We start from the raw sequence: 18,758 nt of genomic DNA on the forward strand, positions 1-18,758 counted from the left end.
GGTAAATGAATCCTTTGATTGGAAAGCGTGTCATTATAACCGGGGGCGCGGGATTCATAGGCTCTAGCATAACAGAAGAGCTTTGCAATGAGAATGAAGTCATCGTAATAGATGACCTGTCAACTGGCCGCATTGAAAATATACAGCATCTTATTAAGTCTGAGAAAATAAAGTTCATCAAAGATACTATAACCAATATCGCCTTACTTAAACGCATATTCAAAGATGCAGACTATGTTTTTCATCAAGCAGCCATCCCGTCAGTTCCCCGCTCCATTTCAGACCCGATCTTAAGCAATGAGGCGGGGATAACAGGAACTCTCTGTGTTCTCGTTGCAGCCCACGATTGTGGAGTGAAAAAGGTAATATATGCATCCTCATCATCGGTATATGGGGATACTCCCACCCTCCCAAAACGTGAAAATATGGCCTCAAATCCTTTATCTCCATACGCATTGACTAAACTAGCCGGCGAACAATATTGCCGCATCTTCAATGAAATTTATGGCCTAAGCACCATATCCTTACGTTATTTCAACGTATATGGCCCTCGTCAGGACCCTGGATCGGAATACGCGGCAGTAATACCAGGATTCATCGCAAAAACGATAAAAGGAGAGCCTATCACGATATATGGGGATGGCGAGCAGACAAGGGACTTTACATATATAAAAGACGTAGTTCAAGCAAACATTAGGGCAGCCGAGTCCTCAGCTACGGGTTACTATAATATTGCGGGCGGAAAGCGCACATCCATAAATGAGCTTGCAGATACAATATGCAGGATTGTAGGACGTAAAGTCGAAATAAGATATGCTCCGCCACGGCCAGGCGATATAAAGCATTCTCTTGCAGACATAACAAAGGCAAAGGAAGCGTTTGGTTATGAGCCAAAATATGATCTGTGGAAAGGGCTTGAGGAAACGGTGGGATCTTTTAAATCAACAATGGGCGATTATAATGATGAATTGTTTAGATAGTGATAAAATTGAATGAAATCCTGATTGAAAAAATAAGGAATAGAAGCGCTAAGATTTGCATAGTTGGCCTTGGATACGTTGGATTGCCGACGGCAGTATTTTTCGCGGAAAAAGGGTTTCGCGTAATTGGATGCGATATTAAGGAGTCTTTTGTTGAGCTTGTTAACTCTGGTAATAGTCCGCTAGAAGATTTAGAGCTGGGCGATAGAATTGCAAAGGCCGTGAGTTCGGGCGCATTTTTTGCGACCACTAATACAAGAGAGGCAGTGGAAAAAAACGATATAATTCTTATTATCGTTCCTACTCCGACTGGAGATGGGTTCGAACCGGACCTCTCATATATAATATCGGCAGGCGAATCCGTGGCAAAGGGGCTTCACAGGGGTCATCTCGTGATTTTAGAATCAACAGTTTATCCTGGAGTAACCGAAGAAGTTCTCAAGCCTATACTGGAAAAATCAGGATTAAAGGCAGGAGTAGACTTTGGGCTTGCATATTGCCCGGAAAGGTACAATCCTGGCGATGAAGAGCACACGATAGATAAGGTGACGCGCGTCCTGGGCTCTACCGATAAGCAATGGGCTGAGACTGCAGCGGAACTTTATCGATGCATAACCAATGTGTACCCTGTTGCTAACATAAAAACGGCAGAAATGGCGAAAATCATCGAAAATGCGCAGCGTGACCTCAACATCGCATTGATGAATGAGATAGCGCTAATCTGCGAAAGAATGGGGCTTGACGTGATGGAAGTTATAAAGGCGGCGGCGACCAAATGGAATTTCCACGTATATTATCCAGGCGCAGGAGTTGGAGGCCATTGCCTGCCAAAGGACCCATGGTATCTTGTAAAGGCTGCAGAGAAGCATGGCTACCACGCGGAAGTGATAACTGCCGGGAGGCGAATCAACGACTACATGCCGCGCCACATGTTTGAATTGCTTGTCAAGGCCATGAACCGTGCCGGGAAGCCCATAAAAGGCTCTAAGATCGTCGTGCTCGGCCTTTCATACAAGGAAAATATTGGAGATATAAGGAACTCTCCATCGGGAATTCTCATAAAAGAGGTCAAAGAAATGGGGGGAATTGTCTACTCCGTTGACCAGTATATAGACGAAAAGACTGCAGCTCACGAGTTTAAGGTTGATAAGCATTTTCAGAAGCCCGATAGCGTCTTCCTGGATGCGGACGCAATTGTGCTGATGACGGCACATAAAGAGTTTGAAAAAATGGATTTTGGATTGATAAAAAAAGAGATGCGAGTAAATCCAGTTATTGTAGATGGAAGAATGATATATCAGCCAAAAGAAGTTAAAAAGAAGGGGTTTATATATGAAGTGATTGGGGGAGGACTATAACCAATTGGCTATAGATGGTAAAAAGCATTGTATTTATTTTTTTTCAGGCGATTTGCTTAAACGAGGAATAGATTATGTGTAACACAAAGTGTATTCTATTTGGCGCTATTAACCTAAAAAAGGAAGAAATTGAAGGGAAACGCATAATTGAAATAGGGTCTTTAGACGTTAATGGGAGCTTAAGGCCATTATTAGAATCTTATAATCCTAAAGAATATATCGGCGTTGATATTGTAAAAGGCCCTGGCGTCGATAAGGTATGCAATGTCGAAAATTTGGTAGAAGAGTTTGGGGAGAATGTTTTTGATGTCGTGATTTCGACAGAGCTATTAGAGCATGTAAAAGACTGGAGAAAAGCTATTTCAAATATGAAAAAAATATGTAAAGAGGGAGGATTTATTTTAATAACCACTAGGTCGAAGGGATTCCGTTATCATGGATATCCATACGATTTTTGGAGGTTTGAAATAGGCGACATGAAGAACATATTTCAGGACTGTGAAATTTTAGCATTAGAGAGGGACACTTCGGCGCCAGGAGTATTCATTAAAGCCAAAAAGATGAATAATTTTAATGAGATAGATCTATCCAGCTATGCTTTATACTCAATAATTTTAAATAGAAAGGTAAAAGACATAGAGGAAAAGGACCTTAAAAGTTTTTATTTTAAGTTTAGCTTTAAACGTGTAGTTTTTAAGGCTTTTCAGAAAATAGCTACAACGGTTAATTAGAAATAAACATTAATAAAAAAACATTAGGAACATGGGTAGTAATGCATTCAAAAGTTGTAATCATAATCCTTAACTGGAATGGGTGGAAAGACACTGTTGAGTGCCTCGAATCACTTTATCAAATCGGTTATTCCAATTATGCTATAATTTTAGTTGATAACGGCTCCGAGGATGAATCAATAGAAAAGATAAAATTATATTGTAATGGTGAATTATCGGTAGAATCCAAATTTTTTAAATATGATTCGAGTAACAAGCCCATAAAAGTTATAGAATACAGAAGAGAAGAAGCGGAAAGTGGCGGAGGCAATGAAAAAAAGATTGCTGGCTTACCTTCAAAAAGAAAACTTATACTAATAAAGAATGAGAAGAATTATGGGTTCGCTGAAGGCAATAATATTGGGATAAGATATGCTTTGAAGGCTTTGAACCCCGATTATGTCTTGCTTTTGAACAATGACACTGTCGTTGACCCGGAATTTTTAAGCAATATGGTGAAAGTAGCGGAGCTGGACAAGACGATTGGCGTTCTCGGGCCTAAGATTTGTTATTATGATGTTAATGGTCAAAATAACGTAATTGCATGTATTGGTGGTAAAATAGATTGGAAAAAATATGCATATCATATTGGAGAGAATCTTAAAGATTCTGCGGAAAATTCGGTAGGCGTCAATGAATGTGATTGGGTTTCAGGAACGTGTCTTATGTTAAATATAAAAGAAGCGCCGATAAAATTTCTAAATAGTGAGTTTTTCTTTGGCTGTGAAGATGTGGACCTGTGCATACGCCTCAAAGAATTCAATTATAAATGTGTTACGGTTTTAAGTTCGAGAATTTGGCATAAAGCAGGCCAATCCAGGAAAAAAAGACATACAAATCATATTTTTGTGATGATAGCAGACATAAAAACGAATTATAAATTTTTAAAAACACATAGCAAAAGATATATGCTGTATTTTCCTTTACAGGTTATTCATCTGTTTTTTCACGTCATTAAAAAATATATAATAAAAATAAATAATAATATATTTAATTTTTATCGTAAACGCTCTTAACTAAATTTATCTTTAATTCACCATTATTATATATCTCTTCTATAGTTACATCAAATGATAATGATCTAAGATCATTTGAGTCATATCTCCATAATTGTTCATATTTTGTGTATAGCCGTGGATAAAACTCTTCTAGCGGAGGATATACCAATAAATATTGATTTTCTGTATAAGAACTCCCTAGCACAGGGCTTTTATCGTAACCGAAATGTGGTGGAGGAAAGACATTAATATCGTATCCTGAGCGTATGTTAACTGGATTAATATCATCACGTCCAAAATAATCTGCAAAACGATTCTGATATGCACGACCGATTGGCTCTAATATTTGATATAATTCATTTCTATGATCAAAAAAGAATCTCATTCCTGAAATATCTTCATACGTAACCTGATGATTTATCAAATTTGCGTATGGCAATGATGACAATGATTGAGATGGCGAAGAATATGCATTATATACGCCCAGTAATGATGCTATAAAGATAATGCAAATAAATATGCACGCTATTGTATAATATTTTATATCGTAATTGTTTTTTATTTTTAACAGGTAATTTGATGCATATACGCCTAGTATTAGAGTTGATGCTAATAAAGAATATTTTATTTGTCGATAAATATGGTAGCTCATCGGAGAGCCTAAAAAAAGAAAGAGCATATTAACTGTGATAAATATAAAAAATAGAGATGAAAGTAATAAATCTCTAGACAAAATATTCTTTTTTAATATCATATTTTTAAAGATAACTATACATATCATTATGCTAATTAATAGATATCCGAGTGCTACGCCATATAGCTTAAATATCTCTTTAATTACGTCGAAATAATCAATTTTAAAACCTTTTAATATTACCTGGGCTGGTGGAGCGGTAGGAAAAACGCTTGAAATAATTGAGGCATATATAATTGTTATAGTATTGCCCCATGAAAGTGCGTATGATAGCCATACAACTAATCCAATCGATAGGATTATAATTGATATAATTAATTCATTATTATGACATATGTTTAATTCTTTTTCTTTCGTTAGGAAATATTTTTTATTTAACTTAGAGATGATAAGCAAACACGCCAATGCTACAAGCAGAAATATTGTGCCTTCTGGGTGAAAAAAGGGGAATAAAATTAACAAAATTATGGATATCAATAAATATGCAAATTTTTGATTCGCATTTCTGCTTTTTATTATGGCATATAGCGTGAGAGGAATCATAAAAAAACATTCGGTAGATGGCATTATATATTCAATTGTCAGCCAATCTCCAAAAACGGGTATAATCGAAAATCCTGCAATAAATATAGATTCAATTGAATTGCATTTTAAACATTTGGAAAAAACTACCATAGATATGATATAAAAAAATATAAAAAATGGACGAAAATATAGGCTGACAAGTTCAGGGGTAAATGATAGCATGATAGATTGTATGTATATTAATATATGTGATATAGGGTATATGTCACCATGTATGATATGGCCATTTTTTGCAATCTCATTTATTAGATAAATTTGGCTATGGGTGTCGCCTGCGCCATAAAATACGTATCCTCTAAATAAAGGAATTGAAAAAAGGATCATCATCGATATAATAGCTCCTATCAATAATAATATACAATTAGCAAATTTTAAATTTTTATTAAAAAATAAAAAGGAAAAAAGAATAACTGTGGGCATACAAATTAAAACCCATAAAAATGAAGGGTATACGTCATAGATAGATATCTCATAACCACTGGTAGCTGGAGCATTTAAAATTATAAAGAGAGAGAGCGAAATGCAAATAAAACTTATGACGGTTGATAATAATGTTAAATTAATTTTGACCGATTTCATACTTCACTTCTTTTATTTATCAACTCATAATATATTTTAATATATTGATCTGTTATGCCATTCCAATTCAATTTTTTTATTGAAATATCTCTAGAATTTTTTGATAGAAATGAGTGATTTGTTTTTATATCAATTATTTTTTGGGCTATGCTGTCCTCATCTACATCATTTATGACATAGCCATTCAACCCATCCTGAACGATGACCCTGTTCGCCCCTACATTTGATACTAGTGCGGGTAGACCTGAGGCGCACGCCTCCAATAGTGATGATGATATGCCTTCTCCGCTTGAAATCAAAGAGAACATATCCGATGCGGCATAAAGTTCTGATAATACTATGGGGCCTACAAAATCGATGAACCTAACCCGATCTCTACAACATGGATCTACCATAGATATTAGTTCTTTTTTTTGTGGGCCATCGCCGACTAATAATAAAAACGCATTATTTATTTTATGTAATACCTTCTCAAATGCTTGGATTAATAAATCTAGCCGTTTTACTTTTACGAATCGTCCCGTATAAATGATAATGAAAGCATCTTTTGGCAATTTATGTTTTTCTCTCAAACTCTCTTTATTTTCAGATGGCTTAAAAAAAAGTATGTCCACTCCATGAGGTATCATATTTACAATTTTTCTTCTATCATGGCCAAAAGAAATAAGCGTATCTATGGATATTGTAGAATATGGTATAATCCTATCAGCGTTCTGAATTATTCTTGATGAGACTAATTTTGAATATATTTTTCCGATAAAATCAACATATTTTTTACCATAAAACCAATCATAGCCCGGAACACTATTTATTGATAGAACGACGGGTATATTAACAAAGGCATTTTTTCTAAGTAGCGGGAGACAAATAAGATGCTCAGGGAAATAAAAATGAATAATGTCTATCTGTTTTTCTTTAACGATCTTCAATAAATCAAAATATTCTTTTATGGGGTTTATGAAGGGATATGCAATGTCAGGAAATATAAATTTATTATTGATGTAATGCATTTCTACGTTTTCAGGTGGAGATGCAATTTTAATTTTTCCGCTTTTATCTTTAAATTGAACATATGATTTTTTAATTGTATAGAAATATACGTTATTTCCACGATTGGCCACAAGATGTGCCAGGTATAATGCAGGAGAAACGTTAACTCCATGAGAGAATGGGCTAACATAGAGTATATTCATTATTTATCAGCCCCAATTCTTGAGAACAAGTCCACGTATTCTGTTATAATTCCCTCCCAGGAATAATTTTTCATTACTTTTATATATATTTCATCCTTTAAATTTGCATATTTTTCCGGCATTTTTTCTATTGATTCAATCCGTTCTCTTAGTTCTTCTGCATCTTTAAAATAAATTGCACTTTCTCCACAAACTTCTCGATTGAACTCGTTATCGTGTGCCACTATGATGTTTTTCATGCTCATAGCCTCTAAAAGCGATGGATTTGTTCCGCCAACCGAGTGCCCATGTACATATGCAAAGCAGTTTTGCCTGAGCATGTCCAGCAAACTTTTATCATTATATATTGCCCCCGCCATCAATATTCTTCCTTCTTTATCATTTTCCAGTATCGCACGTATTGCCTTTTTATAATTTTTGCTGGTATAGTCTCCAACGACAACTAGAGGTTTTTTTGATTTACTTTTTAAGTAGCCTTCAAGTATTGTATGGATATTGTTTTCAGGCTCAAGCCTGGCTACCACCAGCCAATACGAATCAGGAAAAATTTTATAGTTATCATCTATATATCTTTGTAATTTCTTTTCATCCCATGGGTTAATCTCTATATCACTAACGCCATATGGGATATAAATTGTCTTTTTTCGATATCTATTATCTATATGATTTAATAAAGATCTACTATCTATGACTATCCTATCCGCGCCCATTACTGTCATTTTAAACATGAACTTCAAAATAATCCTTTCAACTGGATTGAATTTAGGCCTTTTCCACTCAATGCCATCAACATTAACAATACTCTTTTTCCCCAAAAGTCTTGGAAAGAGCACAAAAATGTTTGCGCCTACCCCAAGACTATACACAATATCGCATTTGAAATAAATTGGACAGGCTATGTTAAAATAAATATCATATAATATTTCAAATAATTTTCTAAGTAAATAATTATTTGATATTTTTATTGGAAAATATATTAATTTAACCCCCTTATGATAAGGCAGCTCGCCAATTCCATTCTTTTCACAACTGCAATATACTTTAAAGCCTTTATTTACGAGTCTAGGCGCCAGTTCACTTACAAATGTTTCAAAACCGCCATAATTTCCGATCCCTCGTGCGCCAACTATTGCAATTTTTTTAGTTTTCATAACAAATCGTTCAACAATCTAAATTATTCGTATTTGTAGAACCCTTCACCAGTTTTAAATCCCAGCTTGCCTTGATTGAATAATTCTATCAGTGATTTTGATGGCATATACCTATCATCCTTAAAGCTTGTATAAAGCGTATTTAATATTAATAAACAAACATCGATGCCGATCAAATCCGCTAGTGCAAATGGTCCCATCGGGTGATTTAGACCCAATTTCATTGCCGAGTCAATATCTTCCTTTGAAGCTATGCCGGATTCATAGAGCTTTACAGCGTCATTAATTTGTGGCAACAGAAGCCGATTTACTATAAATCCTGGGGAATCATTAACAGTTACTGGCTTCTTATTTAGCTCTTTGCTAAAGTTAATTATAAAATTTTTCGTATCATCAGAGGTCTTCTTACCAGCCACAACCTCAATAAGATCCATTTTGGAAACGGGGTTAAAGAAATGCATTCCAATAACTTTATCAGGCCGATCAGTAACCTTCGCTAGCTCGTCGATTGATAATGAAGATGTATTAGATGCAAAGATAGTTTTTTTATCACATACACTGGATAAGCTTTTGAAAACCTCCTTTTTAGTATTTATGTTTTCGATAACGGCCTCAATGATAACATCGCAATCCCTCATATCGGCATAATTCAAGGTCGTTTTCATATTTTTAAGCATGTATTGGACCTGTTCGGCTGTATTATCCTTTGACAAATTTTTCGTAATCTTCGAAATGATTTCGTTACTGCCATCCTGCGACCTACTCTTGATGACGATCGGGTATCCATTTCTGAGCATATATTCTGCAATCCCTGACCCTAGTTGACCCGTCCCGACAATACCCACGATGAGATCTTTCTTCTTTTTTTCATTTAAGGTAATTATGTCACCTATTCTATAGCTGTCGAATGATTTTTTTATGATCCGATCACCATTGGCGCTTTCTAATAAATATTCGATGTAGGGCGTTTTTTCATTTCCCGTTGAAGGCACATTCACTTGTGTATATCCGATAACCTTGTATTGTGTTTCGTTAATTTCCTGAACATCTTCATGGCAAAAAATGCACTTTTTAATAGAGTAGCTCCACTTTTTATTACATTTTTTGCATTGGTAAACAGCCATTTAGCTCCTCCCCAAAATGGTGATAGCTGCTGTGCCGCCAATGCCGCCGATATTCTGAGCCATGCCAATGTTCGCGTTTTTTATTTGTCGTATTCCGGCCTCCCCCCTTAACTGTACTACGATTTCGTATATCTGGGCAAGCCCGGTCGCGCCTATCGGATGCCCATTCGCTTTAAGCCCGCCATCCATGTTAACCGGTATTCTACCGTCCTTCAGGATGTCACCATTAATAACTAACTCTGAAGATTCTCCAGGCTTACAAAATCCAAGGTCCTCCAGGGCTATTAACTCGCTGATAGTAAAACAATCGTGTACTTCCAGGATGTCAATATCATCTGGCTTGAGACCGGCTTCGCTGTAAGCTTTTTTAGCGGCTAGCCGAGTTGCTTTAAATGACGTGAGGTCTTCTCGCTGCGTAATGGAGATGGCATCCGTCACATATTGTGAACTTAAGACCTCTATATCCCTATCCGACTTCTTTTCCTTTGATACGATGATCGCCGCTGCTCCATCTGATATCGGGCTGCAATCGAATAGGTTTAATGGTGTCGCTATAATAGGAGATTTCCTGATAGTCTCGATAGTGACATCCTTATAGAAGAAGTGAGCGAGTGGATTTAATCTTGAATTTTTATGATTTATAAATGATACCTGTTCGAGAATATCATGGTTTATACCGTATTTTAGCATATATTGCTGAGCAATCAAGGCATAGGCAGCGGGGAATATCAGACCGTTTTGTTGATCTAGGCATCGATCGGCAGCCATTGCTATAGCTTCAGTGGTGCCTAAGATTGTTTTCGAGGTCATCTTTTCGACGCCAAGTACCATAACGTTTTCAAATTGGCTCAATGAGTATAAGGCCTGTTTTAAAGCAATGCTTGAAGAAGCGCATGCTGTTTCAATTCTTACAATTGGTATATTTATCCCGGGGAGTAATGACGCGATAATCGAATTAAAATGCAATTGTCCATTTAGGGGGCCGCCTAGAAAGTTGGACACAAAAATGGCATCGATATCGTTTATGCTCAATTTACTATCCATAACTGCATTATACATGGCTTCATAAGCAAGCTCTTGTAGCGTTTGAGGCAGCGCTCCAAATTTTGTCCGGCCTATACCAGTTATATACAACATTTTCATCCCCAGTTATTTTAAACCTAACTTTTATGAAATGAATTAATCATTATCCGCCCTTGTCAGGCGAGTCCGCGTGATCAAGTTTTTTTAATAGCTTTGCAGGATTTCCGCCTACAACGGTATATGGCTCAACATCTTTTATAACGATACTACCCGCTGCAACAACGCTATTCTCACCTATTGTAATGCCTGCTAAGATGATCGTGCCTGGAGCAATCCACGCCCCTTTTTTAATTGTCGTGGGTTTTACAACCCTTGGATAATATTTGGTTTTAATTTCAAGAGAACATGTAGGATTTGAATGTGCGAAAATCATCGACCTCATGCCTACACTTACATAATCTTCTATCGTTATCAAGCCAGGATACAGGTCATCAATGTTTACATCAGGCCCAATATAAACGTGATTACCTATTTTTACCCCTCGTATTCTTTGTAGCTTAACCGTAAGACCTGGGTGAGGAGAGATTTTTGCTAAAGTTTGTAAAACCCAATTAAAAATAAAGCGGAAATAATATTTTATTTTTCCAGATACTCCTTTATATCCATAATGCTCCATCAGTTCTATTCCATTTATCTCTTCTGGTTCTTTCATCGCTTTTATCACCAGTATAATCGTTTTTAAATTTTTAGCTGGTCTGCAATTGGCTCAAATTTGTACTTGCTGATCAGCATCTCTAATTTATTAAGTGAATTTTTTATGCCATAGTAAGCTTCAAATTTATAAATTAATGGGGCATTAATTTTTGTAGTATTTTTGTACGTCTCCCATGGATGAACGTATATCATAACAGGTCTAGATTTGCTAATTCTACTTATGGATAAATCTAAAAACCATTTAGGGAAAAACCGCAAATAATATCCGCCAGATATGGGTATATTTATTATTGTCTTCAAGACAGTTAATGGATATTCTATGATCTTCCCATCAGGATCATTTTTGGATATATCATTTATATTAGGCCGATAAGGCGTAAGTGGAGCATTTGGAACTCCATATAGTATCATTTTTACCGGAAAAACGCTTGAATCATATTTATATCCATATTTTTCTAATAGCTCAAAGGCCCAGCTCGTCGATTGATTGATCGAGAAACTGGGCGCTCTGAACCCTAAAGGCTGTTTATGTGTTATCGATTTTAATAGTTCTGTAGATAATTTGAGCTCCTTTTCAAAACCATCTTTTCCTAGATCATATAGCGGAGTATGCGAATATCCATGTGATCCGATCTCATGTCCTGCTTCATCCAGCATTTTAATGTATTCTGGATATTTATTTGCCAATTTGCCTAAAACAAAAAATGTTGCCTTTGTATCATATTTATCAAGCAATTTGAGAAGAAGGTCTGTAGCTTCTATTACTTGGTCTTCTATTTTCTTTTTATCAATATCCTTAGGTATATATTTAAGTAAAAATTCATTGCATAGGCAATCTTCAAAATCAATGCTTAACGCATTTTTCATTTTATCACAGACAAAAATATTTATTATTTTGTATATTCTGTATGGCATTCAATATAAATCCAGTAAATGTGCTGAAAGTTCCAACTATTATACACGTTACAGTTGCCATCGTGTAAAATATCAATATATTCCTTGTGGCGTTAAACGCATCAAATGCCAGGAATGCAAAAAATAATCCCATCACAAATGCTAATGCTCCTGGCACGCAGAAGAACATCAGCGGCCTTCTCTGAGAAATCAGCGATATCACGCTTCCCAGCACCACGAAACCATGCGTTATGGGGTTATAGGTAGAAGCTTTTGCCACGTCATACCTCACATCGATGGGCACCTCTTTTATCCGCATCTCCGCGTTGGCAGCGTCCATGAGCATTTCACTTTCTATCGCCATTCCATTCTGGCGAAAACCGAAGCATCCAAAAGTCTTTCTGGAAAATGCCCTGAACCCATTCTGAGTATCCGTAATGTGCATCTTCGTGCCCGTGTTGGTGGCCAGCGTCAATACCTCCTGCCCTAATCGCCGATATCTGGGCACGTTACGCCCATTACCATTAACAAACCTCGATCCATTCACCACGTCAGCCTCCCCATTAAGGATAGGGCTTAAAAGCAATGGTATCTCATCGGGGTTGTGCTGCCCATCGCCATCGATAAGGACCAGGATATCCGCATCAGTCTTTTTAGCGTACTCGAAGGCATCACGGATAGCCGCTCCTTTTCCCTCGTTAATCTTGTGAGAAATGACCTCCGCCCCGGCCATCCTGGCTATCTCGGCAGTCTTATCAACCGACCCGTCATCTACCACGACGACTTTATCGGCGTACTTCCTTGACCTCAAAACGATGCTCCCAATGGCAACCTCCTCGTTGTACGCCGGTATCGCCACCATCACCTTCACATTCCCTTTAAAAACCTGAAGAATGGTAATGCCAGTATGAGCGTCGCTTTCAACGACAGCTGAAGTATTCATAAATTCGTCGCAACTCCCGTGCTCTTCTTAGAGCCGGCTTTAACCTCCATGTACAGCAGATTCAGCCTATTTATGAGCTCCTCAATAGTTGAAGCCACCTTCTCGTTATCAACCACGGGAGACGACTTAATGGTCACAGAGAGCTTATCAACATCCCTGTAAATCTTCTCAAGGTACTTCTTAACCTCCAGGCCCGCCTCCTCGGCATCCTCTTCAGCCCTGGCCTCCTCAAGGCCCGCCTTCACCTTCCTGAGATAACGCAAGGCTTCGCCCGTATCCATCTCCCTATCACGAATAAACTCGTATGAAGCCCTCTGAAGCTCCGCGGGCAATCGGGCAATATCCTCTATAATCTTAACGTTCATCGAGTAAGGCTCCTCAGCATCCCCGGATTCCTCCTTCAATGTATCCCGGATACATTTTGCGGCCTCCCAGCTCTTCACAACCAGCTCCTGGACCTCAGGGATGAGGCGCTTCGCCAATCCCACCTTAGCCGCCACATAATGAGGCGTCTTACCGATAATCTCGGCTATCTCCTTATACTGATAGCCATATTTCTCCTTCAAGACAACAAAAGCGTGCCCAAGCTCGATATCGTTGATATCCTCCCGCTGAACGTTAGCGATGAGTTGCTTAAACTTAAAGTCGGCCTCGGTCTCTTCGTCATCGACGATAACGTCTTTGCCTATGATAAGCTCCTGCACCTCAAGGGCTTTAAGCGCCTCCAGCCGGCGTGCCCCATCAATCACCTTATACCCCTGTTCAGCCTGCTGGACGAGGATGGGCTGAAGCAACCCGGCATCCGCTATAGTCTCCTTAAGGCCCAGGATATCCCTTATATTCCGTCTAATATGCCCATTATCAACGTATATCCTTTTTATATGGATTGTTTGTACGTTTTTTCGCCTATATTCCACATTTTTATGCAACTTGCTACCCCCATTTAATAGCTCTACTATCGCTTACTATGTAAAAAGGATTATTCGTAAAACCATCAACATTAAGCGGTAACAGGCATAAAAGATGCGGAATATCCCGGCCATAACCCTATAAAAAGCAAGAATTTTATAGTAAAGCGCCTGATCCACAAACTTGATATATGTTAGCACATACCAAACTTCTTGTATGCAAAGCGAGGAATTATCACGATTCTTCAAGAGAGACAGGTTCGCGGAATATAACGGGATAGAACTGCTGGAGGTGGGGGATGGCCGCGCCAGGTCGGCGATGAAGCTAACTCCGAACCACCTCAACGGCCTGGGAATCGTACATGGGGCGGCAATATTCGCCCTGGCCGATTTTACCTTCGCGGCCGCATCCAACTCCCGCGGTAACGTGGCCGTGGCGATAAACGCGAACATATCTTACATGAAATCGGTCTCGACGGGCACGCTGTACGCAGAGGCACGGGAGGTCTCCATCAACCATAAGCTTGGCACTTACACGATAGACGTCACCAATGAGGCGGGCGAGCTTCTCGCAGTTTTCCAGGGCATGGTGTACCGGAAGAAAGAAAAAATAGACCAGCTACCCTGATACCTTTCTCATAAAAACTATATGTATGCCCGGCTCTATTTGGATATGTGATGAGAAAAGACCCGTGCAGACAAAGCGAGACCTTCAGGATGACGGGAGAAGAGCTAAACGATAGGCTCGATGGGCAGATGCTGGCCATCGAGCGCGTCTCCATCCTGCTCGAGGACGCCAAGCTCGACACGAACGACCTGCTTGAGATGGACAGGGAAGGCTTTGAAAAATTGATGGAGCTTTTATCTGCGTATGAGGCGTTCCTGGACCATTTCCGCGACGTGACCAAGGATACCGTTGCGGCCATTAGAGGGCTGACGACGGCCAGGGATCGCATGTGTTGCGGCGTGGGAGACGACGAGGACTTCAACGATGTGGACATCGATGAAGATGCGGGAGACGACTTTTAAAAAAGGATGACGAAGACGATGCCTCCGCCTGGCTAGCGCTTTTCCCGGCTTACGGCATGCCACAGGCCCGCCATGCTCTCGTATTTACCCTCGGGTATGTGCTTGAGGGCGTTAAGCACGTCTTCAGGGGCCATATTCTTTTTAGCGTAATCGATGCACTTTTCCCTGTCAACAGGAAAGTGAATGCCTTTTAATGATTTCGACACTTTAGCGATAATGGATACCATATGTATGCCTCCTTTATAAGGCTGCCTAGTAGCCTTTTTCCTCCCTTTTTTCCTCAGCTTTCTCGATCAGCTCTCTAATCTTTTGGCCGCCCTTGTGGCCGATTTGCTGGTAGAACTCCCTTCCATGGGTCTCGGCGGTCCTCTCCCCGCCCTTGTGGCCGATTTGCTGGTAGAACTCCCTTCCATGGGTCTCGGCGGTCCTCTCCCCGCCCTTGTGGCCGATTTGCTGGTAGAACTCCCTTCCATGGGTCTCGGCGGTCCTCTCCCCGCCCTTGTGGCCGGCCTCTTCGACCGTCATCCTGCCTTTCTCCTGCTCTTTTTGCTCAGCCATGCATAACACCCGGATGGATGTTTAGGCTGCATTTTGATTAATATATCTATAGAAATAGGGAAAAAATTTGGATTATTTTTTCGTTTTTATCATGTTGCGAGAGGCATACGTTAAGGCCATCTACTGGTAAGTTCACCTTGGCTTTTATAGTTATTACCCCTGCGGCACCTGTGCTTATTCCTTAACGTATTGCTTTGTAGAGACACCATAATACCGCTAATAAGCCTAACCATATTATTACCATTAATACCATTGGATTTACTAGAGTCACAATCATTGCCCCCAACAAGGATAACCGTAAGGCCTTTGAAGAAAAGCTAATGATCTCCAGCCTTACGGTTAGTCCTGGATATATTTCGAATGGCTCTAGGAGAAATTATTGTTCTACCTATTAATAAATTTTTCAGTAAATCAGAAAAATAAAAATGTAAATTTGAACAAACATTTCTTGCATTAGCATCAATACAGCAAAGATTCTCATATATAATAAAAATAGAAGCGCTCGGATCGGGATTTGAACCCGAGTCGGAGCCTCGACAGGGCCCCATGATAGGCCGCTACACTATCCGAGCACGCGCCTAAAACGGAAACTACTCATACACTCGTTCACATTTATAGTTTTCCTTACATTAAGGAAATATCCCGCCTCCCGAATTTGAATCGGGGACCTGTCGGTTTCCGCAGTCGTAAGGTCTACAGCCGACCGCTCTAACCAGGCTGAGCTAAGGCGGGATTTTAGCGTACCGCACAAGGGTACGAGTCATCAGATAGACTTCCACGTACTTAAAATTTTCGGGATATTGCGGCCATGAGCCGCTCCTTTATCTGTACTGGGGATAGCGGTATGTTGGGCACGTCCGCGTTCTTTGCCAGGATTATGGCATGGATGAACCTGGGGCCTTCACATTTTGTATCGAGCGCTTTTAATAGTTCAGATGGAGTGGACGCTTTCACCGTATTTTCGATGCCATAGGCTTTAGCCAGCAGCTCTAGGTCCATACGGTTGGCGAAGGTTTGCTGGTTGCCGGTGGAGCCATGGGCGCCATTATCAAAGCAGATTATGGTCAGGTTTTTTGGCTTTTCCTGCGCAACGCTCGCCAGCACGTTGGGGTTCATTAAAATGCTCCCGTCGCCGTCGAGCGTGATGACCTCCTTTTCCTGGCCCATGGCAAGCCCCTGGCCTATGGAGGAGGCGAGGCCGAGGCTGCCCAGCATGTAAAAGTTCGTATCCTGGTCGAGGGCTGCGTACAGCTCCTTACTCGGAATCCCGATATTGGATACCACTATTCTATCCTTCAGGTATGGCACTATTCCCTTTATCATTTCAAGGCGAGTATGCGTTGCCTCCGGGATATGAGAGTGATAGGTGATATCATAGTGCCGCTCTTTCATGGTGAATTCCGGGCTACTATATTTCTCCGTAGGCTCCCACAGCCTGGGAGATAAAAGCACGACAAGAGGCGTATTGGAGCGAAACGAAAGGTTAATCGACTTTTTGATTAGCTCAAGGTCGCCTGTGGAGCCTATGGCCACGTACGGTATCTCGGCGGCGTCAAGGATAGCTGGCAAGCGCTTACCAAAAAAGACCTGGGCAGGTATGGCTTCCTTATATACGCCCCTCCAGCTAGCCAGGATTGGCAGAGGTATATTATAGGTCTGGTTCAGCGACGCGAGCACGTTGAGAGAATTTCCAATTCCAGTGCTCTGGATCATGAGCGCCGGCTTCTTCCCGGCCATGTAAAGGCCGGCGGCGATGCCCACGCCATTCTCCTCCCTGGTGAGGGGTATCTCCTTAAAGCTAGAGGGTATCAGCGCCAAAAGGTTCTTTATCTTATCGCACGGCAGCGTCAATATGACCTCAAGGCCGCACGACTTCATAATGTTAACGACTTCTCGCTCAACGCTGGCCATCCTATCACCTTAAGCATGTCATCGAGGGGCACGTCGGGGCCGCTTACCTTCAGGCATGGCTCGACCTTATTTATGGATTTTTCTTTTTTGATGCGCTCGAAGCCGCCGCCCGTTATGTTTAAGAGCACGCTTCGGCGCTTATCGAGACCATTTTCGCAGGCCTGCATCAACGCGGCTACTGCCACCGCCGCGGGCGGCAAAATGTCGATGCCCTCTGAATCCTCGAACACTTTCTTTGCGGCGATCGCCTCATCATTCGTTATAGCGTACATCTCGCCCCCCGTATCGGCGAGGGCGTCGTACACGCCTCCCTTTATGCCATAGGGCGGGTTTCTATTTGAAAGTATATCCGTATACATCTCGGATATCTGTTTCTTAGCGTCAGGCATGTCGAGCTCCGGCACGATGTCTCTACGGCCCGCTTTCCATGCCCGGTACATCGGGGCGAAGGGCAGGTTTTGGGCGAGGCGTAGCCTCGGCAGGCGCTCGCCGAAGCGTCCGTCTTCCCTGAGGCGGAGCGCCGCCTCCCATGCCGCGATGCCGCCCGTGCCGCTGCCGATGGCCTGGAAGTAGTCGTCGGGCATCCTCTTCATGAAAACGGCGGCGTCAAGCATGGCCACGCCCATGCCGTCCCTCCTCGCCACGTTGCGGGCGCCGCCCTCGGGCATCATGCCATTTAAGGCCGAGATTCGCTCTGAAAGCTTTATGGCGTCCGAATAGTCGTTGCCCTTCTCCATGGTTATCAGCTTTATGGCGTCGCCTGGCTCTCGCCCCGGTATCCATATGTTGTGGGCGCCCGTCTCAGGCACCACCAGGATAACGGGGAACCCTGTAATTGTAGAAATATGGGCGAACGCCCTGGCCGTGTTTCCAGCCGAGGCCAGCACCATGGCCCTGCCCCCGTGCTCCCTCGCCCTCACAATGGTCGGCGGCGCCTCGAGCTCCTTAAAGCTGCAGGTATCCATGTGTGCCCCCATCTCTGGCCAGTATCCGTTAAAAGAGATGTATAAATCCTTTAGCCCCAGCTCTTTTGCCAGCCCCTCGCTCTTATATGTAATCGGCTTTCCCGGCGTGTCTATATATCCTTTTGCGGGCAGCCAGTCATAGTACCTCCACATCCCGGGCAGGCTTTTTAGCGAGAGCTGTCTCGCCCCGTACTTCGCCCTTATCAATCCATCACAAGTATCGCATCTTAGCGTGTAATGGTCCGTTATCGAGCGCCCACACCACGGGCACTCCAGCGTATATGCTCCCATAAGACCTCTATCGTAAAGTTATCCCGCATATTTTATATGTTTTTCTTTTTTTCGAGCAAATTTGTGTACAAAATGATAATTTAATTTATT

19 protein-coding genes and 2 tRNA genes are annotated in these 18,758 nt (G+C 41.1%); 6 read left to right on the forward strand and 15 right to left on the reverse strand.

Annotated elements, in window-relative coordinates; translation table 11 throughout:
- Positions 1 to 5 precede the first annotated feature (5 nt).
- The 4 genes from MTC_RS07210 to MTC_RS07225 all read left to right on the forward strand — a co-directional run bounded on the left by MTC_RS07210 (position 6) and on the right by MTC_RS07225 (position 4,124).
- Positions 6 to 980 (forward strand): SDR family oxidoreductase, encoded by a 975-nt coding sequence (locus MTC_RS07210; RefSeq protein WP_014406033.1) that lies wholly within the window; start codon positions 6 to 8, stop codon positions 978 to 980.
- Positions 980 to 2,338 carry a nucleotide sugar dehydrogenase gene (locus MTC_RS07215; RefSeq protein ID WP_014406034.1) on the forward strand — a complete coding sequence of 453 codons (1,359 nt, stop codon included), beginning with the start codon at positions 980 to 982 and terminating at the stop codon, positions 2,336 to 2,338. The genes MTC_RS07210 and MTC_RS07215 overlap by 1 nt, the downstream gene beginning before the upstream one ends.
- Positions 2,339 to 2,412: 74 nt before the next feature.
- Positions 2,413 to 3,069 carry a class I SAM-dependent methyltransferase gene (locus MTC_RS07220; protein ID WP_014406035.1) on the forward strand — a complete coding sequence of 219 codons (657 nt, stop codon included), beginning with the start codon at positions 2,413 to 2,415 and terminating at the stop codon, positions 3,067 to 3,069.
- Between the two features lie 41 nt (positions 3,070 to 3,110).
- The gene (locus tag MTC_RS07225; protein WP_014406036.1) at positions 3,111 to 4,124 is read left to right on the forward strand and encodes a glycosyltransferase family 2 protein; all 1,014 of its coding nucleotides are present in this window, start codon (positions 3,111 to 3,113) and stop codon (positions 4,122 to 4,124) included.
- Here MTC_RS07225 and MTC_RS07230 read toward each other — a convergent pair.
- The 9 genes from MTC_RS07230 to MTC_RS07270 are packed head-to-tail and all read right to left on the reverse strand — an operon-like array spanning position 4,099 to position 13,923.
- On the reverse strand, positions 4,099 to 5,964 hold the full coding sequence (locus MTC_RS07230) for a hypothetical protein (RefSeq protein ID WP_014406037.1): 1,866 nt from the start codon (positions 5,962 to 5,964) through the stop codon (positions 4,099 to 4,101). The two genes, MTC_RS07225 and MTC_RS07230, sit on opposite strands and share 26 nt — an antisense overlap.
- A complete protein-coding gene (locus tag MTC_RS07235; protein WP_014406038.1) occupies positions 5,961 to 7,157 on the reverse strand; it encodes a glycosyltransferase family 4 protein in 1,197 nt (398 codons plus the stop codon). The genes MTC_RS07230 and MTC_RS07235 overlap by 4 nt, the downstream gene beginning before the upstream one ends.
- The gene (locus tag MTC_RS07240; RefSeq protein ID WP_014406039.1) at positions 7,157 to 8,308 is read right to left on the reverse strand and encodes a DUF1972 domain-containing protein; all 1,152 of its coding nucleotides are present in this window, start codon (positions 8,306 to 8,308) and stop codon (positions 7,157 to 7,159) included. Before MTC_RS07240 ends, MTC_RS07235 begins: the two co-directional genes overlap by 1 nt.
- A 23-nt stretch (positions 8,309 to 8,331) precedes the next feature.
- Positions 8,332 to 9,432: a 3-hydroxyacyl-CoA dehydrogenase family protein gene (locus tag MTC_RS07245; protein ID WP_014406040.1), complete on the reverse strand. Its 1,101-nt coding sequence runs from the start codon at positions 9,430 to 9,432 to the stop codon at positions 8,332 to 8,334.
- Complete coding sequence (locus MTC_RS07250; protein ID WP_048189155.1) at positions 9,433 to 10,575, reverse strand: thiolase domain-containing protein; 1,143 nt, start codon at positions 10,573 to 10,575, stop codon at positions 9,433 to 9,435. It abuts the gene before it with no gap.
- A 43-nt stretch (positions 10,576 to 10,618) separates the two neighbouring features.
- Positions 10,619 to 11,167, reverse strand: coding sequence for an acyltransferase (locus MTC_RS07255; protein ID WP_014406042.1), 549 nt, complete (start codon positions 11,165 to 11,167; stop codon positions 10,619 to 10,621).
- Positions 11,168 to 11,193: 26 nt separating this feature from the next.
- Positions 11,194 to 12,084, reverse strand: coding sequence for a polysaccharide deacetylase family protein (locus MTC_RS07260; protein ID WP_202798126.1), 891 nt, complete (start codon positions 12,082 to 12,084; stop codon positions 11,194 to 11,196).
- A complete protein-coding gene (locus MTC_RS07265; protein ID WP_014406044.1) occupies positions 12,041 to 13,006 on the reverse strand; it encodes a glycosyltransferase family 2 protein in 966 nt (321 codons plus the stop codon). Before MTC_RS07265 ends, MTC_RS07260 begins: the two co-directional genes overlap by 44 nt.
- Positions 13,003 to 13,923, reverse strand: coding sequence for a ParB/RepB/Spo0J family partition protein (locus MTC_RS07270; protein WP_237705877.1), 921 nt, complete (start codon positions 13,921 to 13,923; stop codon positions 13,003 to 13,005). Before MTC_RS07270 ends, MTC_RS07265 begins: the two co-directional genes overlap by 4 nt.
- Before the next feature lie 208 nt (positions 13,924 to 14,131).
- On the opposite strand from MTC_RS07270, the gene MTC_RS07275 reads away from it, so the two are divergent.
- Entirely contained in the window at positions 14,132 to 14,542 is a 411-nt protein-coding gene (locus tag MTC_RS07275) for a PaaI family thioesterase (protein ID WP_014406046.1), read from the forward strand.
- A gap of 50 nt (positions 14,543 to 14,592) precedes the next feature.
- A complete protein-coding gene (locus MTC_RS07280; RefSeq protein ID WP_014406047.1) occupies positions 14,593 to 14,943 on the forward strand; it encodes a hypothetical protein in 351 nt (116 codons plus the stop codon).
- Positions 14,944 to 14,975: 32 nt separating this feature from the next.
- On the opposite strand, the gene MTC_RS07285 is transcribed toward MTC_RS07280, so the two are convergent.
- The 6 genes from MTC_RS07285 to MTC_RS07310 all read right to left on the reverse strand — a co-directional run bounded on the left by MTC_RS07285 (position 14,976) and on the right by MTC_RS07310 (position 18,668).
- Entirely contained in the window at positions 14,976 to 15,170 is a 195-nt protein-coding gene (locus MTC_RS07285; protein ID WP_014406048.1) for a DUF2795 domain-containing protein, read from the reverse strand.
- A gap of 25 nt (positions 15,171 to 15,195) precedes the next feature.
- Complete coding sequence (locus MTC_RS07290; protein ID WP_014406049.1) at positions 15,196 to 15,501, reverse strand: general stress protein; 306 nt, start codon at positions 15,499 to 15,501, stop codon at positions 15,196 to 15,198.
- 499 nt (positions 15,502 to 16,000) lie between these two features.
- A tRNA-Asp gene (locus MTC_RS07295) sits at positions 16,001 to 16,073 on the reverse strand.
- 68 nt (positions 16,074 to 16,141) lie between these two features.
- Positions 16,142 to 16,233: transfer RNA gene (locus tag MTC_RS07300), tRNA-Tyr, on the reverse strand.
- Between the two features lie 51 nt (positions 16,234 to 16,284).
- Positions 16,285 to 17,412, reverse strand: coding sequence for a sulfopyruvate decarboxylase subunit beta (gene comE, locus MTC_RS07305; RefSeq protein ID WP_048189159.1), 1,128 nt, complete (start codon positions 17,410 to 17,412; stop codon positions 16,285 to 16,287).
- On the reverse strand, positions 17,376 to 18,668 hold the full coding sequence (locus MTC_RS07310; RefSeq protein WP_014406051.1) for a cysteate synthase: 1,293 nt from the start codon (positions 18,666 to 18,668) through the stop codon (positions 17,376 to 17,378). The genes comE and MTC_RS07310 overlap by 37 nt, the downstream gene beginning before the upstream one ends.
- Positions 18,669 to 18,758 lie beyond the last annotated feature (90 nt).

Source organism: Methanocella conradii HZ254, assembly GCF_000251105.1.
In the GTDB taxonomy this organism is placed as follows: Archaea; Halobacteriota; Methanocellia; order Methanocellales; family Methanocellaceae; genus Methanocella; species Methanocella conradii.